Below are 21,877 nucleotides of genomic sequence, written 5' to 3'. Positions count from 1 at the left end.
ACGAGAAGACCTCTTTGTCATGCTACAAGTTAACAAAATACAAAGAAGGTTAATATTATGAAATTGCTGATCTGTTGTACGATAGTTTTATCTCTTATCGTAGCGCCAACTTTTGCGAGTTCTAGCCAATCAAAAAAGGCTAAATGCCTCAAAGTTCGTGAAAATATTGCTAAGATTCAACAGAAAATGCGACAACCCTATTCCGCAAAACAAGGTCGTAAGTATCACAATAGCTTACATAAGCTCTATAAAGCTGAATTTAAGTACTGTACTTGAGGTGATCTTAGTTAGCCTAGATATAAAGTTATAGTGCATTAGATATGATTAATAAAGCCACTTCATGTTTGAGGTGGCTCATCTGAATTGTCGTCTATTTAAATCAAGGTATATAACACAAGTAACGATGCCAAACCCCAAATTGGTAAGTTGTATCGTTTTAACAAAATCCCGCCAGTAATAACAACGATCAGATCAAAGATACTATGTATTGATGAGGTAATCACAGGAGATATGAAGGCACTAGCAAGTAAACCAACTACACTTGCATTCACTAAACTTATCGCTATTTGTAATCTAGGATGACTAAATAAATCTTCCCATGCCGGTAAAAAAGCAAATAGCAATAATGCTCCAGGCAAAAAGACCGCAATAGTCGCAACAAGGCTGCCAAGAATAGGACTTGTAGTATAAGCAGCGGCACCCAAATAGCTTGCCATAGTAAACATAGGACCCGGTACTAATTGAGCTGAAGCATACGCGGTTAAAAACTTATCTGGTTCAACCAAACCATCCATCATCGGCTGTAGCAATGGTAACACGACATGACCACCACCAAAAACAAAACTGCCTGCTTGATAAAAGATGTTAAAAATATTAGCTATTGGTAATATGTTAGCGATAAATGGCATGCCTACAAGCAGTATGCAAAAGCAGCTCAAAATAACTAAATTAGGCTTCACCTTGGGTAACTGCTTAGGAAATTGTGTTGCTTCGTCCTGCCCTTTCTTAACAAAAGAGAGTATATAACCTATTACCGCAGCAGATAAAATCGGTAGGATTTGACCTAAAAGACCACTGCTAAAATAGACCCAAATAGCGGTGACTAGACAGGCAATGAATGTGACTTTTGAGGTTATATTTTTCTTCCCCATTCCCCATAATGCATCAGCAACAACAATAACCGCTAACAATTTTGCAGCTTGTATGACAGCATCGAGCCAACCGGAATTCGATAAACTGCTACTCATAACAGCTAGAAAAGTTAACAACGCAAAAGAGGGTAAAGTAAACCCAACAAAAGCTGCTAGAGCTCCAAGATAGTGCCCTTTTTTGTATCCGATAAACATGCCTAACTGACTGCTCGCCGGTCCAGGTAGAAATTGGCATAGTGCAACAGCCTGATTAAATTCACTGCTGGTTAACCATTTTTTATCTTCGACAAATGCTCGTTGAAAATAACCAATATGTGCAGCAGGTCCACCAAAGCTATAAAGTCCTAGAACTAAAAAGTGCCAAAAAACACTTAACATTTAAATCTCTCCATAAATACTTAATACTCAAGCAACCTAAAGTGCCGGATACGAATACATAGTACAAAGAGCCTTTAAATTAATCTAATCGTTAGTTTTAATGATATGAATCGATTAAATTAATGTTTATTTTCATCATCAAGCTCACTCTCTAACACGAACATAGTCGCGCCAAATCCATGATTGGGTATAATAACTAAAGCACTTACAATCGGTTAAAAACAATGCTAGAAAATCTTCATCAAATGGTCATTCTTGCAACAATCAGTCATGAACAAAACTTCACAAGAGCGGCTGATAGATTGGGAATTTCAAAGTCACAAGTGAGCAAGCAAATTCGCCTTCTTGAAGAGCGTTTAGGTTGCCAACTGGTTCAGCGAAGTACTAGAACCGTTGTTCTAACCGAGATTGGATTACAATATGCCGAGTATGGCCAGCAATTGTTAGATACGGTTAACGAAGCTGAAGCTATGGTGGCAGGTTATCGAAATGAAGTGAAAGGTGTTCTAAGAATCGGTATTGCTCAATCCTTTGGTAACCATCAAATTACTCCAGCTCTGGCTGAATTTCAGCAGCTACATCCTGAATTGGAGCTAGAAATCAGTTTATTTGATCATAGACCTAACTTGTTAGAAGAAGGGTTTGATTGCTGGATCGCCATTCATGAACATCCGCCAGAAGGAATGGTAGCGCGACGATTAGCTAACTGCCATTTTATGGTTGTCGCTTCGCCAGAATATATTGCCCAGCATGGAAAGCCCGAAACACCAGGGGATTTACGCCGCCATAACTGTATTACTTACCAAAGTCGTGAGCGAAAGTACGTTAACTGGGAATTTACTCGTGATGGTATTCATCAATCAATAAGAGCTCGTGGAACATATCGAATTGATAATGCACCTGCAGTACTTGATGCAACGGTAAGTGGTTTAGGTATTGCCTATCTATCAACATATCTACTGACAGATGAGATAGAGAAAGGAAAATTAATTCAATTACTACCCGAATGGAAAGCTGACTTAGAACTGCCTATTTATGCGGTATATCCAAGAAGAAAATACTTAGCCCCTAAGGTACGGAGTTTTATCGATTTTATGTCGGAACGAATGGCTAAACCGCCCTATCGAGATCATAGCCCATTTCTTGACTAAATCACTCGTTACCACCACATACCAAAGCTAAAAATAAAGCGACCTCTTAACAATTTAATTAAGTTGGTCGCTCTACTTATTATTAGAAAATAGTAAATCTAGGCTAATTTCTTTTTAGCAGGATATGCATACATCTTTTTCAATAAGTCTGCTTCACCAATTGATAGGGTTGCCAATTTTTCATTAAATTTAGCAATTTCGCTCTCAGTAACAGAACCATCTTCAATATCTGCTGCAATATAGTTCGCCGGGAACAGATGATAGTTTTTGGTTATTTGACGGTCAATCTCTTCCGCCAATTCATCAGGAGTTTCGAATGGCTGAGTAATGACGTCACCAAAAGCGATATGAATACGTCCCTTATAGCCAACAATACCTTTAATGATACTGTCGATATCTTCAAACTCACCCTTCTCATAGCTACCATGGGATTGAATTTGGTATAGCTCATGAGCTTTAGCTGCATCACACGGATCATTCTCGTAAGAAATGCTTACCGGAACAATGTTTAGCTTTGGCATAAATTCAGAAAATGCTTCTTTACGTTTGCGACCTTCCATAAAGAACATCTTCATTAAAGCAGGATCAGTTCTATCATTGCCATCTTTCGCTCGCCCCTCTTTTTGAGCGATCCAGATATTATGACCTGTTTCTAATGAATGAGAGATATAACCAGATAAAAGACCTAATGCTTTCATCATTTCACGAGGAGCTTTAACCGAACGTTTAACAATAAAGCTTTTGTTTAAACGCATTAGTTCTGTAGCACACGGTTTTTTTAGTAGATTATCACCGATAGCAATACGAACCGTATTAAAGTTTTCATGGAATAGAGCCCAGTTCACCATGGCTGGATCCATTGCTATATCTCGGTGATTAGAAACAAATAGATAAGATTGATTAGGGTCAAGCTTATCCAAACCACTCCACGTTACACCGTCACAAGAGTTATCCAGTGTTCCTTGCATATACTTAGCAACATGGTGTTGAATCTCTTCTACCGTTTTAACATTAGACCACTTCTTGATTAAAACTCGCTTAATCAAGGGGATCAATAACCAGCCAAACATGCCAGATGCTTGCGGAAAACGGTACTTCAAAATAGCATTGATAAATTCTTTATCATCAATCAAACGTGCAATCGCTGCACTGACTTCATCGTCATTGTAAGGACGAATCTCTTTATAAATATCGTTATTTGTTGGCACAATGATGCTTCGACTTTAATGAAAACTGCGCTATTTTACGCACATTTTAGGGTTTGCCCAACGGTAACCGCCAATACAGTAAATGGTTGGAGGTCTTACCAGAATAATTTGATTAAAACATATCCATTTTAATCAAAACAAAACGCGATAACAGTAAAACTTATCACTATTTCTTATAATTTTGTCCAATAATTGCGTGTTTACTTCTAGACTTGTTGACGATCTCTTCAAAAGACAAGATCATACCTACGCATTACCAACTAGAGACCTGCTATGAAACACGCGATCGAATTTACCCATCATAATCACCCTTTTTTACATGTTGGCTCTCGTAAAAAAAGTACTCATTCCTTTTTTATTGTGGTTGAGAAAGGAGCCGTTCTTGTTCGCCTAGGTAAAAATGAACATTTAGTTTCAGCAGGGACAGGATTTTGGCTCCCATTTGATTGCCTACATGCTTTAACCGCACTTCCTGGTACTAATTACTATCAAGTCGACTTTTCAATTCGTCTTACTACAGCTGTATGTAGCCACGCAGGTTTTTTCAAAGTTACGCCATTAATTGCTGCTCTTTTAGATGAATTAAGCCAAACAGCAAGCGAACAACATCAATGGGACGGCCCTGAAGGTCGTATTTTAAAAGTGCTTGCAGACAAAGCAGCACAGTTGAAAGTATCAACAAAAACTCTATCACCAGTGCTTGCTGAACGATATCATCCAGCATTAACACTGATTTTAAACGGTTCTAAAATCACAGAGAATAGCGATATCAAAGCGATAGAATCTGTGTTTAACCAGTCAGTGAAAGAGCTTGAATCTTGTATGGTGATGCGTGAAGCCATTCGATTACAGCGTTCAGGACGAAAACCATCTCAAATTGCGACTGAGTTATCGGTACCTGAAACTCTACTCAACACTTTAGCTTTACCTATATTAGGTAAGCCATTATAAAAAAATCCCCTTTGAGCGATCAGTTCAGCCACTCAAAGGGGATTTAAACAAGTTACTAGGCAGAAAGAATCAACCGCGTTTCTATTCTGCTTCGTGATACATGCGGGTTGTTAAAGCAATACGATTCCATGCATTAATAGTCACAATCTGCATTAAGCATTGCGCTGTTTTCTGCTCACCCATTAGCTTAATACAAGCTTGGTAAACTTCTTCAGATACTCCACCCTTAGCGATCTCAGTCACCTCATCAGTAAGAGCAAGTACTGCACGCTCTTCATCAGTAAATAATGGTGATTCTTTCCAAGCAGCAACAGCAAATAGTCGATGATCTGTTTCACCTAACGATTTAGCTTTATCTGTATGCATCTGAATACAAAAAGCACAACCATTGATAGTTGAAGCACGAACCTTAATAAGTTCTTTTAATTTAGGCTCAAGATCTGTCTGATCAAGATACCCTTCTAAGCCAAGCATAGGTTTATAAGCTTTTGGTTCTAGTGCACTTAAATCGAAACGATGTTGCATAATAAATTCCTCTAATATAACCACACCTAAATAAATTCAAAATAATTCTTGTCATTTATTAATGATGTGTTCTTAAGTTGAATGTATTGTGCATCAATTAATTAATGCATAGAATACCGCTAATAACTGAAATAGTTTTGCGCATAATGCAAAAGCAGCAAAGGTAATGCCTCAATGTTCAATTTAATCAAAATATTCCTTAAAGTCGTTGAAGTTGGCAGTTTTTCAAAGACCGGCCAAATTTTGAATATGGCACCTTCCTCTATTGCAAGAAATATAGATCAGCTAGAAAAAGAGCTATGCGTTACTCTATTTCACCGAACAACACGCCAACTAACACTCACAGATGAAGGCCAAGATTTCTATCAAGGTGCAACAGAACTAATCCATAACGCAGACGATCTCTTTAACCAAACCAAAAAACAGAATCAGCATCCTCAAGGTACAATTCGCATCTCGGTTTTTGAAAGTTTTGGTCGCCAATGGATATCACCTCTACTTCCAAAATTCCTGGCTCAATATCCAGAAGTTAAAGTTGAGATTGAATTAGAAAATCGAATGGTAGATATCAATAGCGAAAATATTGATTTAGGCATTCGAATTGGTCGCCCTGTTGACTCTGGATTACATGCTAGAATGCTGTTGCCAAACCAAACATGGCTTTGTGCTTCACTAACATATTTGGCCAATTCAGAACCTCTGAACAGCCCTCATGATTTGGAGAACCATAATTGTCTATTACTTAATAACGATAGACAAAAAGTTTACTGGTACTTTAATAATGGGAAACAGTGCTTAAGAGTATCTGTGGCGGGTAATATTACATCCAAAGGAGGAACACCATTAGTTGAGGCTGCCGTTGCCCATGGTGGCGTTGTTCTTATGTCAAATTGGATGATGGTTGATTTGGTAAAGGAGGGGAAATTAATTCGATGCCTTCCAAATTGGCATTCATCGTTGCATGAGGGCTCAAGTGGTGAAATCTATGCCGTATATAGTGGTAGTAAATTCCCTCGCCCAGCATTACGTGCTTTTATAGATTTTCTTGTTGCAGAGATTAACAATATCGACTTGTCGTTATAATACTATTCTCTCATCACATTCCTATTGAAAGGGTATCTGTACATGCATGGATAAGCCCGACTCTTCACGTTCGTGCCAGCGGTAATCAAATCTAAACCGAGGCGAATTTGGATCAGTGCCGGTCATACCAAAACTCATCTGAAGACCATGCTGTCGAATCCAGTCTTCGGGGTCATCCACATCTGCAGGTTGGTATTCATACTTTTCTGGAACCCAAAAACCCAACCCATAAAAAGTTGATGCTTGGTATTCGGTAAATACAGGTGTCTCAACATTCAATTTGTCCCAATGATTCCAAAAAAGTCTTCCCCTATCAAGGGTATCTAAACGCCATGGAGATGCGTAACTAAATAAACTGGAAGAACTCGGTGAAACATTGCAGGCATCAACAACGGCAACTTCACTCAATTCCGGTTGACATATCATAGCCGAGCAATCCCATGCAACCAAACTGCTTGAGAATACAAGCCATCCAATTAATTTAGTACTGCAATAAGACAATTAACCATTCCTATCTGTTCGATGTAAAATCAAATCGAGAACTATTCAGTAGTTTAGCGACATTTTCTGTTGTTAGATGTGAAATAGCTCGACCTTCCTCTAAATATTCCCGGATCTGTGTACTTCTTACTGAAACTGTTTCAGGACAAGCCAGTATTTGCCAACGTTTCAATATCTCTTCAAAGCGGTAAAATTTAGAGAAGTTCAATAAGTTATCAGGACCAATAACAAAAGTAAGATTTGCATTTGGATATCTCAGCTGCAATTGGCTCATTACATCGAATGTCGTAACCGCTTGACCATGAACCGCTATCTCTTGCTCTATTTGGCACAGTTCTAAGTTGCTTAATTGACTATCTTTAATGAAAGTCGATATTAATTCACACCGTAACTCGTAATCTAACATCACTTTGCCCCAAGCATGAGCGTAACTTGGAAGAACAAGCACCTTATCAAAGTGACTAAGACGCTCTAAAACAGATAGATGTCCAAGTGTTGGAGGATTAAATGCACTACCAAAGATCGCAATTTGAGGCTTCATAGGATGTTATTCTCTACTTTATGACGATAAATCACACAATATCATTACTTAGTAATAACAGTTTGGAAGTATTTTGCTTGAATTGACAATCGAGCATTGATCCAAAACATAACTTATCGCATGATTTTACATAAGGGTTAATCAGTTAGTGAGAAAGAACTCATTTTTCTGATTCAATTGATTAGATTTTGGGCTAAGTACCTAAGGTAGCATATAAAATGGAACAGCTAATTCGTCAGAACATGCGTGTTTTACCTTCAATTGACGTTGAGTTTGAGATTCAACGCCGAATTTCATTCATTCAAAAGAAGCTAAAAGTATCAGGCAGTAAGTCTCTTGTACTGGGTATTAGCGGTGGTGTTGACTCGACAACGTGTGGCCGTTTGGCTCAATTAGCCGTTGAAGGACTTAACAAAGAACATAACACAACAGACTACCAATTTATTGCTGTTCGTTTACCTTATGGCGAGCAGCAAGATGAAGATGAAGCCCAATTAGCACTTCAATTTATTCAGCCAACTCACTCTATTAGCATCAATATTAAAACGGGTGTAGATGGTACTCACGCAAGTACTCTAGACGCTTTAGATGGTACTGGATTGATTCCTAAAGATGAAGCTAAGGTGGACTTTGTTAAAGGTAATGTAAAAGCCCGTACTCGTATGATAGCTCAATACGAAGTTGCTGGATTAGTAGGTGGATTAGTTTTAGGAACTGATCATTCCGCTGAAAATATCACAGGTTTTTATACCAAGTTTGGTGATGGTGCCTGTGACCTTGCTCCATTATTTGGTTTGAATAAACGACAAGTGCGCCAAATTGCGGCCCATCTAGGTGCGCCTGAATCATTAGTGATAAAAGTACCTACTGCCGATTTAGAAGAGTTAGCACCTCAAAAAGCTGATGAAGATGCCTTATTAGTCAGTTACGATCAAATCGACGATTTCTTAGAAGGCAAAGATGTTGAACCTCATGTTATTGAACGTCTGGTTAATATCTACAAAGCCACTGAGCATAAGCGTCAGCCTATCCCAACTATTTACGAAGACGAATAAATCTCCGAATTACTTCAAATCGTGATAGAAAAAAGGCTTTGCAGGTATCATCTTCAAAGCCTTTTCTTATTTTGCCAAATTTAATGGCTAACAATATCAAAGCCCATTAAATTATCTAATTCCCACCAAATCGCTTCGCATAATCCTTGGCGATAAACGGCCTGCCTGAACTCAGCATATTCGCTTTTATACATTTGATAGTGTCTTTGTGAATTATATTTACTGGCACGAACATTAGCTAGCCTATCACAAGCTTTAACGATCAATGCAAGGCGTGCTGCTTCTTCCGTCTCATCGAGTCCAGAAAAACGTTTGTTGATTTCATTTTTTCTTGCACATCGATCTTCTAACTTCCCGTCGGACATATAATTTACAGCATCAGCTATGGTAAAACCAAAATCAGCAATCAATTCTTCTACGGTCGTTGAAGTATCCTCAATAACATCATGCAATTGAGCAATAATCATAGCATCAGTACCAAACGGTGTTGCTAATCGAGAAACCGCTTCGAGATGAAAGAAATACGGTACATCTCCATACATTTGCTCTTTATGTCTCGCCCGAGCCAGAGTTCTTGCCTTCATATAACGATTATTCATCATTAATCCCTTTCATCTTATACATCATACAAAGAGACAAAAATCAGTCTAACCGTATCTTATTTCAGCTATATCTATTTATCTAAGAGTTGTTTGGCGCTATGAGAATTAACGCACAATTTCAAAGGTAATAATGGCGACTTATGAGGAATGAAACGCTAAAAACAAAAAAGAGAGCCATATAGACTCTCTTAAATCAATCAGATTAATCGGATGACTTCCGTATTATTAATCTTGCTGTTCAGCTTTTTTCGCTGCTTCTGCACGGATCTGATCAGCAATAATCTTAATTGCCTCACCAGAACTAATACCTTGAGCCATTAATTCATGAATACGCTCTGCAGCTTCTTGCTGCTCACTGTGAGTTAAAGTAAGCATTATATCTATCTCAAATCAGTTTAATTAGAATCGCGTAGTTTAGAGCTTAATAATACAATTGTCATCCAATAGTTATTAGCTCTTTAACCTGGACGACCATCGGCACGGGGTTTAGTCAAAATTGGATAGTACACAATAGTAAATATAGAGAACGCAATCGCCCACAAAATGGCAGAGAAAACATAGCCATTAATAGTCAAACTTGGATAAACCCAAATCAATACACTACGAACAAGCGTTGATAATAATAAACAAACAAATGCAATTTGAACCCAGTATCCAACCTGTAGACTACGTCCTGTATGCCCTAATGAAACACGAGCCATCATAGACAAAATCATACCGCCGATACCACCAACAGTCATAAGATGCAGTGCAATACTATAGCTCACAACATGACTGACCATACTTAGGCCAATGGCGAAAAGTCCCAGAATCATACATAGATATGCGAGATGCAGGCTCCATAACAATGGCACTTTCAAAGTGGACAATGTACGCCAGCGGACAAATCGAATCATATTTGTCACTGCAGTCACCATCAGTAAATTGGCAACAATCCAATTATAATTGCTAGGTAATGGCAGAAACGTTGCGATAAGTAATAACCATACAGGAATTAATGCAGCATATTCGATCCATTTAACACGAGTAATCTGTTCAGTCTGAGTCCCTCTCCATGTAAAAAATGGGATAACTCGTCCGCCAACAACGAGTACGATAATCGCAATTACAACTAAAGCAACAAAAGAAGTTTGACGCAATGAGTTCTCAACGAGCCCCATCGCAATTAAATGAAGTTGGACATTTAAAGCTGTCAGTAACAACAGTAACGGTGCGAAAAAAAGATTATTCCATTGACGGCGAAGCAAAATGGGTTTCAACAAGAAATATGCTGCCAGAGGAATCCATGAGAGATCGATAAACATCCAAATGTAACTTGGTTGGCCAAATAGCAAACCAATTCTAGCAATTAACCATAACGTAAAAACGATTGCCAATTTAGTACTACGAATACCCTGAACGCCAGTCCAGGTCTGTACTGCAGTTAATAGAAAGCCAATAATGATTGCCCCAGTAAATCCAATCATCATTTCATGAGCATGCCACCAGATAGGCTGACCATACATTAAACCTGTGACATGGCTGCTACCTGACCAAAACATAGCCCAAACAACCATAGCAACAGCGGAGAAAAGAGCTGCAGATAAAAAGAAAGGTCGAAACGCTAACCTAAAGATAGGGATGATCTTTTGCTCTTTTTCGTTATCAAGAATTTGCATCATATTCGTGTACCTCTTAAAACATGCAAATATGATACACCTTTAAAGATGCAAATAAAATACACCATATGAAAAATGTGTCTAATTCGGGTATATAAGTTTAGCGTGAAGAATATAGAAGAACGGAACAGCCAATATTTGTCGATGTAAAAATATACAAATATAAAAAGGGCCCCTATCTGAAGCCCTTAGTTATTAACTTGACCAATAATTTATTACAGTGGAAAATCAACTGGTTGAGTGATTCGTTGAATATCTTTAATTGCGATATCACCTTGCCAACGACTCTTTATTAAGCCCACACTTAACCAATAGCGACCATCAGGTAAAGAAACTTCAGGTAACTCATTTGGTAAGTCTTTATTATTAATTCTTTGCGACCATACCGGCGTCCAAGAAGAATTGTTAAGATCAAACAAATCAACCGTTAACGCTGGTGTTGGACACGAAGGATTCTGAAAATAGTTATGCTCAATACGCCAATGAGAGCTATCAACCCAGCCAATCTGCTGCTTAAGAGCAGGCTCTGCTAAAACAATCCAACTATTCCAAGGCTTCTCATCTTCAGCTTGGATACTGAGTCGATAGAGACCGGCATGAATCGGTTTTTCCAATCTTCTGGCTTCAATATTAAAATATCCCCCCTCTTCAATGAGAGGTGTCCCCTTAATTATGTCCATATCAGGCCATCGACTGAAACTTATTGACTTAATTTTATTGCGGGTAAGACCAGTTATTGAAAGCTTGAGCATCAATTGGTTGGTATTTTGAATTACTTCTCGATTAACCGATAGCTGTGATAACCATTGCGGTAACACTTTTTTATTCAGACTATGACCACAATCATCCGTTATCGCTAAATCAAGAAGATTATTTAAATTTGCTTGATGAATCGCATCTGGCTGTTGCTGCCAAGCTTGAATAATGGTATCGAAAGATTCAGAGGTATGTCCTTCAAGTAGCTTTTCATTGGCAAGAGTATAAAGATTTTTGCTAATAAACCACTTTGCGCTAGCGCTCGGCGTACAAAACGCCGAGCCAACTAAAAAGAGTGAACAGAGAGAGGCTGTCAATCTTTTCATAGAATTAAGACTTCATTCGATAGCCAACGCCGCGTAACGTTTCAATCTCAATACCAACAAGCTTTTGACGTAACTGAAGGATATGAGTATCAACGGTTCGTGTTGTTGGGTAATGGTTATAACCCCAAACCTGATCCAATAGCTCATCACGAGTAAACACGCGACCAGCATTTTTGGCTAAAAATACCAATAGCTCAAATTCAGTACGCGTTAACGTAATAAACTCATCACCATGGCGAACTTCACGACTATCAAGATTGATCTCAATTTGTCCGGCTGTAATGATATTACTTGGCTCAGCATCGGCACCATTACTGCGTAGATGTACTCGAATACGAGCTAATAACTCTTCAACAGCAAAAGGTTTAGTCAAATAATCGCTAGCACCAGAATCAAGGCCAACGACTTTATCTGTAATAGAAACCATAGCAGTTAACATAATTACAGGTAAGGTTTTAATTTTTAACCAATCTTTGAGAAAATCAAGAGAGTCACCCTCCGGTAACTGGCGATCTAAAATTACGATCTCCGCTTGATCCCACAAACCTGCAACTTTCGTCGCACAGTCTGCGTATAAACAATTGTATCCGGCTTGCTTCAAGCTCTCGAGTAAACCATCAGCAAGGTTGCGGTCATCTTCAACCAGTAGCAGAGTCTGATTCACACGGTATCTCCAAAATAAAAGTTGTTGGTGGACCATCTAAACGCATAGTTCCACCCATACGACGTATCATCGATTCAACGATTGTTAGACCTAGACCTAAACCTCTTTCACTTACAAAAGGCTTTCGTAACCTAGCCCAGTCTTTTTTACCTAGTGGCCCCTGATCTTGTACCACTATTTTTACTTTTCCATCGTTGAAAGATGCGGTTAATGAAATTGGCGCTACCCCATATTTTGTGGCGTTTGATAATAAGTTATCAATACAAGTCCCTAGCCAATACATATTTAAGCTCACTTGACGATCTTGCTCTGGCAGCGTCAATGCAACTTCATACGGTTCAACTAAGAATTCTAACCACTCGTTAAACGATTCAATTTCTTGAACGCTCAATTCTTGCTGATTGGCTTGTAAGTAATCTTTACTTGCTTCTGCCAACTGGCGTAGTCGCCGTGAATCTTCGGTTAAACGACGAAACTCATCGTATAACTCTTCTGGTAATAAATCGAACTGACGTCGAAAACCTTCTACCGTCATAGCTAAACTAGCTATAGGTGTTCGCAGTTCGTGCGTAAGAATCTGTAATACTAACATACGTTCTTGCATTGCACGACGACGAGAGCGTAAACGCAATACACCCCATCCGATCAAAATACCTAAGTTGGCAACAAATAGTCCCACTAACAGATAGTATGTTATATGCGACTTGTCTTCTTCTTGCCAACAAATATTACCACTTTTAGCTAAGCAAAAATCATTATCACTCAATCGCTTAAAGTGAACATCATAACGATTTAGAACAGATGACCAGGTTGGCTGATCATAAATTTTATAATCATTATCATATCTAACCCATAACTCACCATTAGCAATAAAAGCATCAGCTCCTGCAATAAAAACTTTGATCTCTTCATCACTCATACGTTGCAAACGACCTAATATCGAGTTTGCTTCAGCTAAAGGTCGCTCTTTGATATGAAGATATCTATCCAGTTTTTTATTATCTTGCGGATGCTTTTCTAAATAACGGTATGCATAACTACCACCACCTGGGTGAATATAGCCAGCACGAACAAACCATCCTCGAGGTAACGGTGTACCAAAACACATCGCACGAACAAAAACCACAGGTTGAGTTACCAAAGGACTTACTGGCCATGGTCCCTTACAGACAAGAGACTGTTTATAGAGCTGTCGTAACGCTTTAAGCGGATACTTAGCTGATTGAGGCAGTAAAGACGAAGGCAACAGCAAAGGCGTTGGATATCGGCTCTGTAACTGACGGATATCGTAAGTTGCTAATGGCTCGGTTTTCAACAGATCGCCACGAATAGAACTCAACCGCTCAGGCAGACTCATAGAATCGGCAAAGCTTGTCGAGGACAAAAACAGAGACATTAACAATACGTACTTTTTCATAGGCTCAGTCTATCATTGATTTCGTTTTAGCATTGTCAGAGATATGTCATTACCTATTGCTAAAATCCACTTCTATTGTTACTTCTATCATCTTGATTTACAACTATTTATAGCAGGATTATTTATTAATACATAAAAAAACGCCGCTATCTGTGATAACGGCGTTTCATGGTAACAAATTTAGTTATGCTTATAGATGCTCAAGAATATCTAAGCAACTTTGTTTTGCATCACCAAATAGCATTTGAGTATTTTCTTTGAAGAACAATGGGTTTTGTACGCCTGCGTAACCCGTATTCATAGAACGCTTAAATACGATTACATTACGCGCATTCCAAACTTCTAGTACAGGCATGCCTGCAATTGGACTGTTTGGATCTTCCATTGCCGCTGGGTTTACAGTGTCATTTGCACCGATAACTAGTACCACATCTGTATCAGAGAAATCATCGTTGATCTCATCCATTTCTAATACGATGTCATAAGGCACCTTAGCTTCCGCCAATAGCACGTTCATATGACCAGGTAGACGACCTGCTACAGGGTGAATACCAAAACGAACATTAACACCTTGAGCACGTAGCTTGTCTGTGATTTCATGTACTGGGTACTGAGCTTGCGCAACCGCCATGCCGTATCCAGGAGTGATGATCACAGATTTTGCATCTTTAAGCAGTTCAGCAACTTCTTCTGCTGAAGCTTCACGGTGCTCGCCCTGCTCTTCTTCTGTTGATGCTACACCGCCATCAGTACCAAAACCGCCAGCAATAACACTAATAAATGAACGGTTCATTGCTTTACACATGATGTAAGACAGAATCGCACCAGAAGAACCTACTAGCGCACCTGTTACAATCAACAGATCGTTTGCTAGCATGAAACCTGCTGCTGCCGCTGCCCAACCTGAGTATGAGTTAAGCATAGAAACCACAACTGGCATGTCAGCACCACCAATTGAAGCAACAAGATGGTAACCAAATGCTAGTGCAATCAGTGTAACCAGAATCAACGCAATCATTGAGCCTTCTGCTTTCACAAAAATAAGCATTAGGATAAATGATGCAACGATAGCCGCTAAGTTTAGTTTATGGCGATGTGGCAGCATTAGTGGTTTAGAGGAAATAATGCCTCGTAGTTTAGCAAAGGCAACGATAGAACCGGTAAAAGTAACCGCACCAATGAATACACCAAGGAAGATTTCAACAAGGTGAATAGTCAGCATTGCGCCAGTCAAATCACCATGATCTAAATAGGTGTTAAAACCAACTAGAACCGCCGCTAGACCAACAAAGCTATGAAGAATAGCCACAAGCTCTGGCATTTCAGTCATTTCAACTTTCTTAGCGTAGTAGATACCAATCGCACCACCGATGATCATCGCGATAATGATCCAGCCAGTACCTTGTGCATCTGGGCCAAAGATGGTCGCAATTAACGCAATCGCCATACCAGCAATACCGTAGTAATTACCGTTACGAGCCGTTTCTTGCTTAGACAGTCCCGCTAGAGACATAATAAATAATACAGCAGCAACAATATAAGCTGCTTGCACGATACCTGCAGACATTTGTTACTCCTTATTTGTCTTTACGGAACATTTCTAGCATACGTTTAGTGACCGTAAAGCCACCGAATATATTGATGCTAGCAATAAGAATCGCAATAAACGCGAGGACAGAAACACCACTGTGTCCTTGTCCAATTTGCAGTAGAGCACCCACAATAATGATGCCTGAAATTGCGTTAGTTACTGACATTAGAGGTGTATGCAACGCATGGGTTACGTTCCATACCACGTAATAACCCACCACACACGCCAATACGAATACCGTAAAGTGAGAAAGGAATTCTGCAGGAGCATTATTCGCTACCCAGCCAAAAGCAATCGCTGCAGCTGCCAAAATACCGTATTTTTTCGCTGGAGAAGTCGGTTTTTCAACTTTTGGTGCAATGGCCGCTTTAGGTGCTGCTTCTTTTTTAGGAGCCGCAGATACTTTAATTGGAGGTGCAGGCCAAGTGACTTCACCCGCTTTAATCACAGTCAAACCACGAAGCACTTCATCATCAAAGTTGATATCAATGTTGCCATCTTTCTCTTTGCAAAGAAGTTTAACTAAGTTAACAAGGTTAGTTGCATAAAGCTGAGACGACTGTGTAGGCAAACGGCTAACCATATCGGTATAACCAATGATTTTCACACCATTTGCTGTTGTAATCACCTTATCAGCTTCAGTGTAAGCACAGTTACCGCCATTTGCTGCTGCAAGATCGACAATCACACTGCCCGCTTTCATTGAATCAACCATCTCTTTGGTGATCAATTTAGGCGCAGGACGACCTGGGATCAATGCTGTTGTAATGATGATATCAACATCTTTTGCTTGCTCTGCGTACAAACGCTCAGCCGCTTTATTGAATTCATCAGACATTTCTTTAGCGTAACCATCTCCCGTTGAAGTATCTTCTTTGTAATCCACTTCAAGGAATTCGGCACCCATGGATTCAACCTGCTCTTTTACTTCAGGTCGAACATCGAATGCGCGAACAATAGCACCTAGGCTACCTGCTGCACCGATAGCTGCCAAACCAGCAACACCGGCACCTGCAACTAAAACTTTAGCCGGCGGTACTTTACCTGCGGCTGTAATTTGACCGGTAAAGAAACGACCAAATTCGTGCGCAGCTTCAACAACCGCACGATAACCTGCGATGTTAGCCATTGAACTTAACGCATCAAGAGCCTGTGCACGAGAGATTCGTGGTACAGAATCCATAGCCATTACGTTAATGTTTTTCGCTGATAGCTTTTCTAATAGCTCTGGATTTTGGGCGGGCCAAATAAAGGATACTAAGCTAGCACCATCTTTAATTAACTCGATCTCATCAACACCCGTTTCTGGATTTACCTGAGGGGCATTAACTTTAAAGATCAGATCCGACTGCCACACTTCGTCGGTTGAAACGACTGTTGCACCTGCGGCTTCATAAGCTGCATCGTCAAAACTCGCTTTCACACCAGCGTTATGCTCAACCGCAACACTGAATCCCATTTTTAACAACTGCTCAACCGTTTTAGGGGTCGCAGCGACTCGCGTTTCGTTAGCGAATATCTCTCTAGGTACACCAATTTGCATAGCTAGTCCCTGAATATTGGCAAAAAAGTATGTTTTTGTATCCAACTTGATAATCAATATCAAGCCCTTGTGGTAAAAATACAAAAATCCCCAACATTTACGTTGAAAAAACCAACGATTTTCACAATCTAACAGAAATAAAAGAACATTTTTAACACAATCAAACTGGTCACACCACATTCATGGTTAACTCTCTGTTATGCAACAGATTTACATATTAAAGACGAGATAGCAAACCAGTCACCACAATATTTTCTGTATAGATAATGAGTTAAGTCAGTTTATTCGCTATTCATCAATCATTTTGTGACTGTGATTGACTTATCGATTTTTAGAAAATATTTCAGTTTTTTTTGCGATATGGGTTGAGGTTATAAATTTACAAACTTTTCACAAAACAAGAGGGAAATTCAACGTTTGCTACATAGCGTAGAGGAAGATATTGAGGATAAGGAAATAAAAAGATTAGGTACAATAAAGATGGCTAACGCCGCCCTATAGCCAAGAATTTTACACTTAGCTATAGGACTGGCTGGAAAAATGGATTACTTAAACATCGCATCGCCAGTTTGATCAATAAACATCTTGGCTTTATTGATCATAAATGTTTCGGCATCTTGCTTTGATGATAAAAGATCTGAACGGATAAACGCATGATCTTTTAACTCTCCTTCAACTTCTTTCGTAATACGTCCTGCAATACGAAACTGTCCATTTTCTGCTTTTGGTTCTGGATAGATTAAAAAGCCTTTATATTCGGTAGGCTCAATTTGAACCTTTAATTTATTTGCAGATTTTGTACCGAATAACCTAGAAAAAATTCCCATACAGCATCCTAGTTAACCTAATTGACGACTAGTATCAGAATAACTGCTAAGTCATTTTTATCAAAGGTAAAACAGAAATCACTATTACACTTAACGATATAAACCGATATCTTTCTGAAGATGTACCGGTAGATCACTAACGTTGTACTCTTTTACTGACTTAGAACGAATAAATAGAATATCCATAAAATGTGCAATCAATCCTTTGAATGAAACGGCATAAGTTTTCTGATTCAATACGTCATCAGATGTAACAGTTTCAAAATTCATTACCTGTGCCATGATTGCCTCTACTGAGTTATTTTGTTTAGTTGCCGTTATTTTAGTCATCTTTTTTGCTGACCTAAAATGACAAATTCTCCATTTCATCATTAGTAAAACTAATCCAAGCTTATTTAAATTAACTCAATTAGCGTTAACAACGAAAATAAGAAAATGTAACGGATTTCAACCGGATTAAACTCGGTTATAGAGCACTACCACAGAATAAATTATATTCGTCATTCAGGCTTAACTGAGGCAATAGGCCAAGTTACTGAGAGAAACACTCCGTTCAGGTTTGATTTTTCATTATAAAATTGACGTATATCAAATTAGTGATTTTAAACAATAAACCAGTCAACTTTATGAAAATAATCCTAATCCGAAAACTGATAAAGAAATAGCAGTTAATTCTACGTATAGCACAGTTATAAAGATTTTCTCTTGCACCCTACTCATAATTTACATACCCTTTTTAACGAATTCTCAGGGCGGGGTGAAATTCCCCACCGGCGGTAAATATCTATTTAGGTATCAGCCCGCGAGCGCTTAACGAGTTATTTAGTTAAGGTCAGCAGATCTGGTGCAAACCCAGAGCCGACGGTTATAGTCCGGATGAAAGAGGATCAGTGGTGAGTTTACGCTCATGGCTATGCTGTATCAGATGCGAGAGAAAGTATTATTAGTACTTTCCGTAGCTGCTGCTTTGTTGTATCTAATTGATACTCATCGTGCTTAGCAATATTATGCTGTGCAATACAGAATATACACTCCATTCTTTGGACACTATCTATCAACGCCCTGATTCTGGTAATGCCAATATCATGAATAGTTAGGGCTGCAAAAATCGCCTTTTTATGATCTTGGTATAAATTTTTTATACGGAGTTTTACCATGAATCAGTCCCTTTTAGCTCAATTTGGAACCCCTTTCGAACGTGTTGAAATCGCACTAAATGCAATCCGCCAAGGTAAAGGAGTGCTTGTAGTTGATGATGAAGATCGCGAAAATGAAGGTGATATTATCTTCGCAGCAGAAACACTCACATCTCAACAAATGGCGATTATGATCCGTGAATGTTCTGGTATCGTCTGTTTATGCCTAACTGAAGAACGTACAAAGCAATTAGAGTTACCTATGATGGTTGAAAACAACACTTCAGCCAATCAAACAGGTTTCACCGTAACTATTGAAGCTGCAGAAGGCGTTACTACAGGTGTATCTGCAGCCGATCGCGTAACCACAGTAAAAGCGGCAATCGCTGATAATGCACAGCCAAGCGATCTTAATCGTCCTGGTCATGTTTTTCCTTTAAAAGCAAACAGTAATGGCGTATTAGGCCGTCGTGGTCATACAGAAGCAACCATTGATCTTATGCGTCTTGCTGGATTAAAACCTTATGGCGTGTTGTGTGAGCTCACAAATCTAGACGGGACTATGGCTCGTCTGCCTGAAGTAATCAGCTTTGGTGAGAAGTTTGATATGCCAGTACTAACTATTGAAGATCTGGTTGCTTATCGACTCAATCAGCAAGAGCAGGTAGCTTAATATTGCCAATAAGTGCGCTATGAATAATTTGTAGCTTACTGTCTCGAAAACAAAGCCTGACGAACATTCATCAGGCTTTGAAATAATTTAGCGATTAATGTCTTACTTAGTGTCTCGCCTACTCTTTTGCTAAACATATCTACTTAGGCGACATCTGTTGCATTGCACTCACAAGGAATATACACAGTATAATTTTCTTCTGGAGCACTGAATTCACCCTTCATTCGAGCAAAATCTTCAAATGCATCAGCCATAGTAACATTCATCGCTTTCGGTTCAGAGACATAATCAAGTAATGGTGCATACCCTTCTTTACCTGTTGCAGTATAGCCAGAGGATACAGAGGTATACACTTTCTCATCGTCAACATCGATCCATTGACCATCTGATAAATGTTGTAACTGCTCTATACGTGTACCCTTAGTTGAACAACAACGGTAGGTATAACGAAGATCGGCCACATAAGGAAAACTTCCAGTCCCGGTTCCTTCTACTCCATTATCAATCGCATTATCAATCGCACCCTCTAATGCTTGGCGAATACGCTTACCTTTTACTTGATAAACCATTAAACCAATAGCAAATGGTAATAACTTACCAGCAACATCGGCGGGGGTAATAGGTCCCGGATTAAGTGAAGATCGCACGCCACCAGCATTATGGATACCAAAATCGATATCATAGCCAAGTTGACGTCCCTTCCAGACAAAACTCTGTACTACCCAAGGTGCAATTTGGCTTGGACCTTTCTGATCGGGAATACGTGTATGTCGTAAAGGCTCTGTGACTAACGCCACTTGCTCAACTTGCAGATTACGAACCGCAGGGCGATAGTGTTCATTCAATATGTTTTCAATAACAGGATCTTTAACACAAAAACGTACATTTGGTTGTTCAGTTAGATAATGTCTAACTGCATCATGACTGTCTTGATCTAAGTGCTCTGTACGCGTTGCATCTACCGTAAACTGTCGTCCAAGAAGTAACTGATTGACACCCGAAACTCGCTCGACAGTACCATCAGCGGCAAAATCAATATCAAGTTGACCCAACGCTAAGGCATTACACCCTGCTTGTACAACACAAGTACCATTAACCATACGCGCGTAGGTATCTGTTTTACCAAATCCAATGTTAGTAAAATCGCCTTGCATTGTATGTGAATGGCCGCCGATGATTGCTCCGAGCCCTGCCACTTCTTCTGCAAGTTCAAGATCACGATCATAACCAAGGTGACTCAGTACGATGATCTTGTTGATCCCTTGTTGATTTAGGTGTGATACCGTATCTCGACAAATTTGGCTAACATTCAAAAAGTGAGTGTCGGGATCTGGGTTTGCAATACCCACCATGTTTTCAAGAGCCAAGCCAAAAATAGCTACGGGCTCACCTAACACATCTTTTACAATATATTTCGCGGTCTGAGTTTGAACATCATAAGCATAGACATTCTCCTTATCACGAATAGGATTTGGCTTAGACTGATCTTCTTGAGACAAATCCCAGTTACCGGCTAATAATGGAAACTGCACTTGGTCCAAAAACTCGGCCAAAGGTGCATTTCCCATATCCAATTCATGATTACCTAACGCCATGGCTTCAATACCAATCGCATTGAGGAGTACAGCGTTTGCACTGCCCTTATAAAGAGAAAAATACAACGTACCTTGGAAACAATCTCCTGCATGGAGGAACATAAATTCACGTTGATTCAGGTAAGCTTGAGTTTTGATCTCTTTAACCGCCGATGACACTCGCGAAAAACCACCACAACTTGCGTAAACTGAAGTCTCAGACGAGAAAACATCAGCAGGAAGTGTTAGTGATATTGACGAAGGCTCAAAATTTGAGTGTGTATCGTTTATATGGGCAAAGGTAATTTTTGCACTACGGTTATTAATCATAAAGAAATCATCATCTCCCTCGTAGATTGCAGAAACTAAGACTACTAGGCGAATAAGTCATTTACGTTGCAGAGAATAGAGTTGCCTCTGTTTCATTCTGCACAACGGCTTATTACCCATCAGTCACACAGTTTGTTTAACTAAGCTATTACAGCTAGATATGTTAAATAATCTGCAAAAGTGGTGCCAAATATATGAATGGATTGTCTATCTGACTGAAACCAATATAACATTTT

At 39.3% G+C, this 21,877-nt stretch carries 22 protein-coding genes and 1 riboswitch; of the genes, 6 read left to right on the top strand and 16 right to left on the bottom strand.

Annotation, left to right across the window (positions count from 1 at the left end; translation table 11 throughout):
- Positions 1-57: 57 nt before the first annotated feature.
- Positions 58-276: a hypothetical protein gene (locus WAX86_RS16480; protein WP_341489709.1), complete on the top strand. Its 219-nt coding sequence runs from the start codon at positions 58-60 to the stop codon at positions 274-276.
- Positions 277-374: 98 nt separating this feature from the next.
- Here the strand turns inward: WAX86_RS16480 and chrA are convergent, their stop codons facing one another.
- A complete protein-coding gene (gene chrA / locus WAX86_RS16475) occupies positions 375-1,529 on the bottom strand; it encodes a chromate efflux transporter (protein ID WP_341489708.1) in 1,155 nt (384 codons plus the stop codon).
- 224 nt (positions 1,530-1,753) lie between these two features.
- Between chrA and WAX86_RS16470 the strand changes: the two genes are divergently transcribed.
- Positions 1,754-2,680, top strand: coding sequence for a LysR family transcriptional regulator (locus WAX86_RS16470; protein WP_005304909.1), 927 nt, complete (start codon positions 1,754-1,756; stop codon positions 2,678-2,680).
- A 98-nt stretch (positions 2,681-2,778) separates the two neighbouring features.
- Here WAX86_RS16470 and WAX86_RS16465 read toward each other — a convergent pair whose 3' ends face one another.
- On the bottom strand, positions 2,779-3,888 hold the full coding sequence (locus tag WAX86_RS16465) for a 1-acyl-sn-glycerol-3-phosphate acyltransferase (RefSeq protein WP_005304906.1): 1,110 nt from the start codon (positions 3,886-3,888) through the stop codon (positions 2,779-2,781).
- Between the two features lie 273 nt (positions 3,889-4,161).
- Between WAX86_RS16465 and WAX86_RS16460 the strand changes: the two genes are divergently transcribed.
- Positions 4,162-4,839: an AraC family ligand binding domain-containing protein gene (locus WAX86_RS16460; RefSeq protein ID WP_341489707.1), complete on the top strand. Its 678-nt coding sequence runs from the start codon at positions 4,162-4,164 to the stop codon at positions 4,837-4,839.
- Between the two features lie 81 nt (positions 4,840-4,920).
- Here WAX86_RS16460 and WAX86_RS16455 read toward each other — a convergent pair whose 3' ends face one another.
- Positions 4,921-5,364 (bottom strand): carboxymuconolactone decarboxylase family protein, encoded by a 444-nt coding sequence (locus WAX86_RS16455; RefSeq protein ID WP_341489706.1) that lies wholly within the window; start codon positions 5,362-5,364, stop codon positions 4,921-4,923.
- A 174-nt stretch (positions 5,365-5,538) separates the two neighbouring features.
- On the opposite strand from WAX86_RS16455, the gene WAX86_RS16450 reads away from it, so the two are divergent.
- Complete coding sequence (locus WAX86_RS16450) at positions 5,539-6,447, top strand: LysR family transcriptional regulator (RefSeq protein WP_341489705.1); 909 nt, start codon at positions 5,539-5,541, stop codon at positions 6,445-6,447.
- A 21-nt stretch (positions 6,448-6,468) separates the two neighbouring features.
- On the opposite strand, the gene WAX86_RS16445 is transcribed toward WAX86_RS16450, so the two are convergent.
- Both WAX86_RS16445 and WAX86_RS16440 read right to left on the bottom strand, forming a co-directional pair.
- Positions 6,469-6,873: a hypothetical protein gene (locus tag WAX86_RS16445; RefSeq protein ID WP_065171065.1), complete on the bottom strand. Its 405-nt coding sequence runs from the start codon at positions 6,871-6,873 to the stop codon at positions 6,469-6,471.
- 85 nt (positions 6,874-6,958) lie between these two features.
- On the bottom strand, positions 6,959-7,489 hold the full coding sequence (locus WAX86_RS16440) for a nicotinate-nicotinamide nucleotide adenylyltransferase (RefSeq protein WP_237034059.1): 531 nt from the start codon (positions 7,487-7,489) through the stop codon (positions 6,959-6,961).
- A gap of 218 nt (positions 7,490-7,707) precedes the next feature.
- On the opposite strand from WAX86_RS16440, the gene nadE reads away from it, so the two are divergent.
- Complete coding sequence (gene nadE / locus WAX86_RS16435; RefSeq protein WP_065171067.1) at positions 7,708-8,544, top strand: ammonia-dependent NAD(+) synthetase; 837 nt, start codon at positions 7,708-7,710, stop codon at positions 8,542-8,544.
- An 80-nt stretch (positions 8,545-8,624) separates the two neighbouring features.
- On the opposite strand, the gene WAX86_RS16430 is transcribed toward nadE, so the two are convergent.
- From WAX86_RS16430 to WAX86_RS16385, 10 genes are all read right to left on the bottom strand, one after another.
- On the bottom strand, positions 8,625-9,143 hold the full coding sequence (locus tag WAX86_RS16430; RefSeq protein WP_044173481.1) for an HD domain-containing protein: 519 nt from the start codon (positions 9,141-9,143) through the stop codon (positions 8,625-8,627).
- Positions 9,144-9,371: 228 nt separating this feature from the next.
- The gene (locus tag WAX86_RS16425) at positions 9,372-9,521 is read right to left on the bottom strand and encodes a YoaH family protein (RefSeq protein WP_005304893.1); all 150 of its coding nucleotides are present in this window, start codon (positions 9,519-9,521) and stop codon (positions 9,372-9,374) included.
- Between the two features lie 83 nt (positions 9,522-9,604).
- The gene (locus tag WAX86_RS16420) at positions 9,605-10,807 is read right to left on the bottom strand and encodes an NnrS family protein (RefSeq protein ID WP_341489704.1); all 1,203 of its coding nucleotides are present in this window, start codon (positions 10,805-10,807) and stop codon (positions 9,605-9,607) included.
- A 212-nt stretch (positions 10,808-11,019) separates the two neighbouring features.
- A complete protein-coding gene (locus tag WAX86_RS16415) occupies positions 11,020-11,886 on the bottom strand; it encodes a DUF2861 family protein (RefSeq protein WP_044178534.1) in 867 nt (288 codons plus the stop codon).
- A 4-nt stretch (positions 11,887-11,890) separates the two neighbouring features.
- Positions 11,891-12,550 (bottom strand): response regulator transcription factor, encoded by a 660-nt coding sequence (locus tag WAX86_RS16410; protein ID WP_005304882.1) that lies wholly within the window; start codon positions 12,548-12,550, stop codon positions 11,891-11,893.
- Entirely contained in the window at positions 12,525-13,967 is a 1,443-nt protein-coding gene (gene vxrA / locus WAX86_RS16405; RefSeq protein ID WP_065171619.1) for a sensor histidine kinase VxrA, read from the bottom strand. The genes WAX86_RS16410 and vxrA overlap by 26 nt, the downstream gene beginning before the upstream one ends.
- A gap of 190 nt (positions 13,968-14,157) precedes the next feature.
- The gene (pntB, locus tag WAX86_RS16400) at positions 14,158-15,534 is read right to left on the bottom strand and encodes a Re/Si-specific NAD(P)(+) transhydrogenase subunit beta (protein WP_069531438.1); all 1,377 of its coding nucleotides are present in this window, start codon (positions 15,532-15,534) and stop codon (positions 14,158-14,160) included.
- 10 nt (positions 15,535-15,544) lie between these two features.
- Positions 15,545-17,101, bottom strand: a complete 1,557-nt coding sequence (pntA, locus tag WAX86_RS16395; protein WP_065171637.1) for a Re/Si-specific NAD(P)(+) transhydrogenase subunit alpha — start codon at positions 17,099-17,101, stop codon at positions 15,545-15,547.
- A 545-nt stretch (positions 17,102-17,646) separates the two neighbouring features.
- Positions 17,647-17,928 (bottom strand): HlyU family transcriptional regulator, encoded by a 282-nt coding sequence (locus WAX86_RS16390; RefSeq protein WP_238070795.1) that lies wholly within the window; start codon positions 17,926-17,928, stop codon positions 17,647-17,649.
- 90 nt (positions 17,929-18,018) lie between these two features.
- The gene (locus tag WAX86_RS16385; RefSeq protein WP_106224171.1) at positions 18,019-18,210 is read right to left on the bottom strand and encodes a hypothetical protein; all 192 of its coding nucleotides are present in this window, start codon (positions 18,208-18,210) and stop codon (positions 18,019-18,021) included.
- Positions 18,211-18,667: 457 nt separating this feature from the next.
- Positions 18,668-18,820, top strand: a riboswitch (FMN riboswitch).
- Between the two features lie 263 nt (positions 18,821-19,083).
- On the opposite strand from WAX86_RS16385, the gene ribB reads away from it, so the two are divergent.
- Positions 19,084-19,737 (top strand): 3,4-dihydroxy-2-butanone-4-phosphate synthase, encoded by a 654-nt coding sequence (gene ribB, locus WAX86_RS16380; protein ID WP_341489703.1) that lies wholly within the window; start codon positions 19,084-19,086, stop codon positions 19,735-19,737.
- Positions 19,738-19,880: 143 nt separating this feature from the next.
- On the opposite strand, the gene WAX86_RS16375 is transcribed toward ribB, so the two are convergent.
- A complete protein-coding gene (locus tag WAX86_RS16375; protein WP_341489702.1) occupies positions 19,881-21,641 on the bottom strand; it encodes a bifunctional metallophosphatase/5'-nucleotidase in 1,761 nt (586 codons plus the stop codon).
- Positions 21,642-21,877 lie beyond the last annotated feature (236 nt).

Origin of the sequence: Photobacterium damselae subsp. damselae (genome assembly GCF_038086725.1) — a bacterium.
Taxonomy (GTDB): Bacteria; Pseudomonadota; Gammaproteobacteria; order Enterobacterales; family Vibrionaceae; genus Photobacterium; species Photobacterium damselae.
Note: the sequence above shows the minus strand (reverse complement) of the source record. Positions and strands in the feature narration are given on the sequence as shown.

What these genes read in the sequence shown, in the direction of transcription:
- WAX86_RS16480 (WP_341489709.1), top strand. Translation starts at nt 58, where the DNA reads ATGAAATTGCTGATCTGTTGTACGATAGTTTTATCTCTTATCGTAGCG.
- chrA (WP_341489708.1), bottom strand. Translation starts at nt 1,529, where the DNA reads ATGTTAAGTGTTTTTTGGCACTTTTTAGTTCTAGGACTTTATAGCTTT.
- WAX86_RS16470 (WP_005304909.1), top strand. Translation starts at nt 1,754, where the DNA reads ATGCTAGAAAATCTTCATCAAATGGTCATTCTTGCAACAATCAGTCAT.
- WAX86_RS16460 (WP_341489707.1), top strand. Translation starts at nt 4,162, where the DNA reads ATGAAACACGCGATCGAATTTACCCATCATAATCACCCTTTTTTACAT.
- WAX86_RS16455 (WP_341489706.1), bottom strand. Translation starts at nt 5,364, where the DNA reads ATGCAACATCGTTTCGATTTAAGTGCACTAGAACCAAAAGCTTATAAA.
- WAX86_RS16450 (WP_341489705.1), top strand. Translation starts at nt 5,539, where the DNA reads ATGTTCAATTTAATCAAAATATTCCTTAAAGTCGTTGAAGTTGGCAGT.
- WAX86_RS16445 (WP_065171065.1), bottom strand. Translation starts at nt 6,873, where the DNA reads ATGATATGTCAACCGGAATTGAGTGAAGTTGCCGTTGTTGATGCCTGC.
- WAX86_RS16440 (WP_237034059.1), bottom strand. Translation starts at nt 7,489, where the DNA reads ATGAAGCCTCAAATTGCGATCTTTGGTAGTGCATTTAATCCTCCAACA.
- nadE (WP_065171067.1), top strand. Translation starts at nt 7,708, where the DNA reads ATGGAACAGCTAATTCGTCAGAACATGCGTGTTTTACCTTCAATTGAC.
- WAX86_RS16430 (WP_044173481.1), bottom strand. Translation starts at nt 9,143, where the DNA reads ATGAATAATCGTTATATGAAGGCAAGAACTCTGGCTCGGGCGAGACAT.
- WAX86_RS16425 (WP_005304893.1), bottom strand. Translation starts at nt 9,521, where the DNA reads ATGCTTACTTTAACTCACAGTGAGCAGCAAGAAGCTGCAGAGCGTATT.
- WAX86_RS16420 (WP_341489704.1), bottom strand. Translation starts at nt 10,807, where the DNA reads ATGATGCAAATTCTTGATAACGAAAAAGAGCAAAAGATCATCCCTATC.
- WAX86_RS16415 (WP_044178534.1), bottom strand. Translation starts at nt 11,886, where the DNA reads ATGAAAAGATTGACAGCCTCTCTCTGTTCACTCTTTTTAGTTGGCTCG.
- vxrA (WP_065171619.1), bottom strand. Translation starts at nt 13,967, where the DNA reads ATGAAAAAGTACGTATTGTTAATGTCTCTGTTTTTGTCCTCGACAAGC.
- pntB (WP_069531438.1), bottom strand. Translation starts at nt 15,534, where the DNA reads ATGTCTGCAGGTATCGTGCAAGCAGCTTATATTGTTGCTGCTGTATTA.
- pntA (WP_065171637.1), bottom strand. Translation starts at nt 17,101, where the DNA reads ATGCAAATTGGTGTACCTAGAGAGATATTCGCTAACGAAACGCGAGTC.
- WAX86_RS16390 (WP_238070795.1), bottom strand. Translation starts at nt 17,928, where the DNA reads ATGGGAATTTTTTCTAGGTTATTCGGTACAAAATCTGCAAATAAATTA.
- WAX86_RS16385 (WP_106224171.1), bottom strand. Translation starts at nt 18,210, where the DNA reads ATGGCACAGGTAATGAATTTTGAAACTGTTACATCTGATGACGTATTG.
- ribB (WP_341489703.1), top strand. Translation starts at nt 19,084, where the DNA reads ATGAATCAGTCCCTTTTAGCTCAATTTGGAACCCCTTTCGAACGTGTT.
- WAX86_RS16375 (WP_341489702.1), bottom strand. Translation starts at nt 21,641, where the DNA reads ATGATTAATAACCGTAGTGCAAAAATTACCTTTGCCCATATAAACGAT.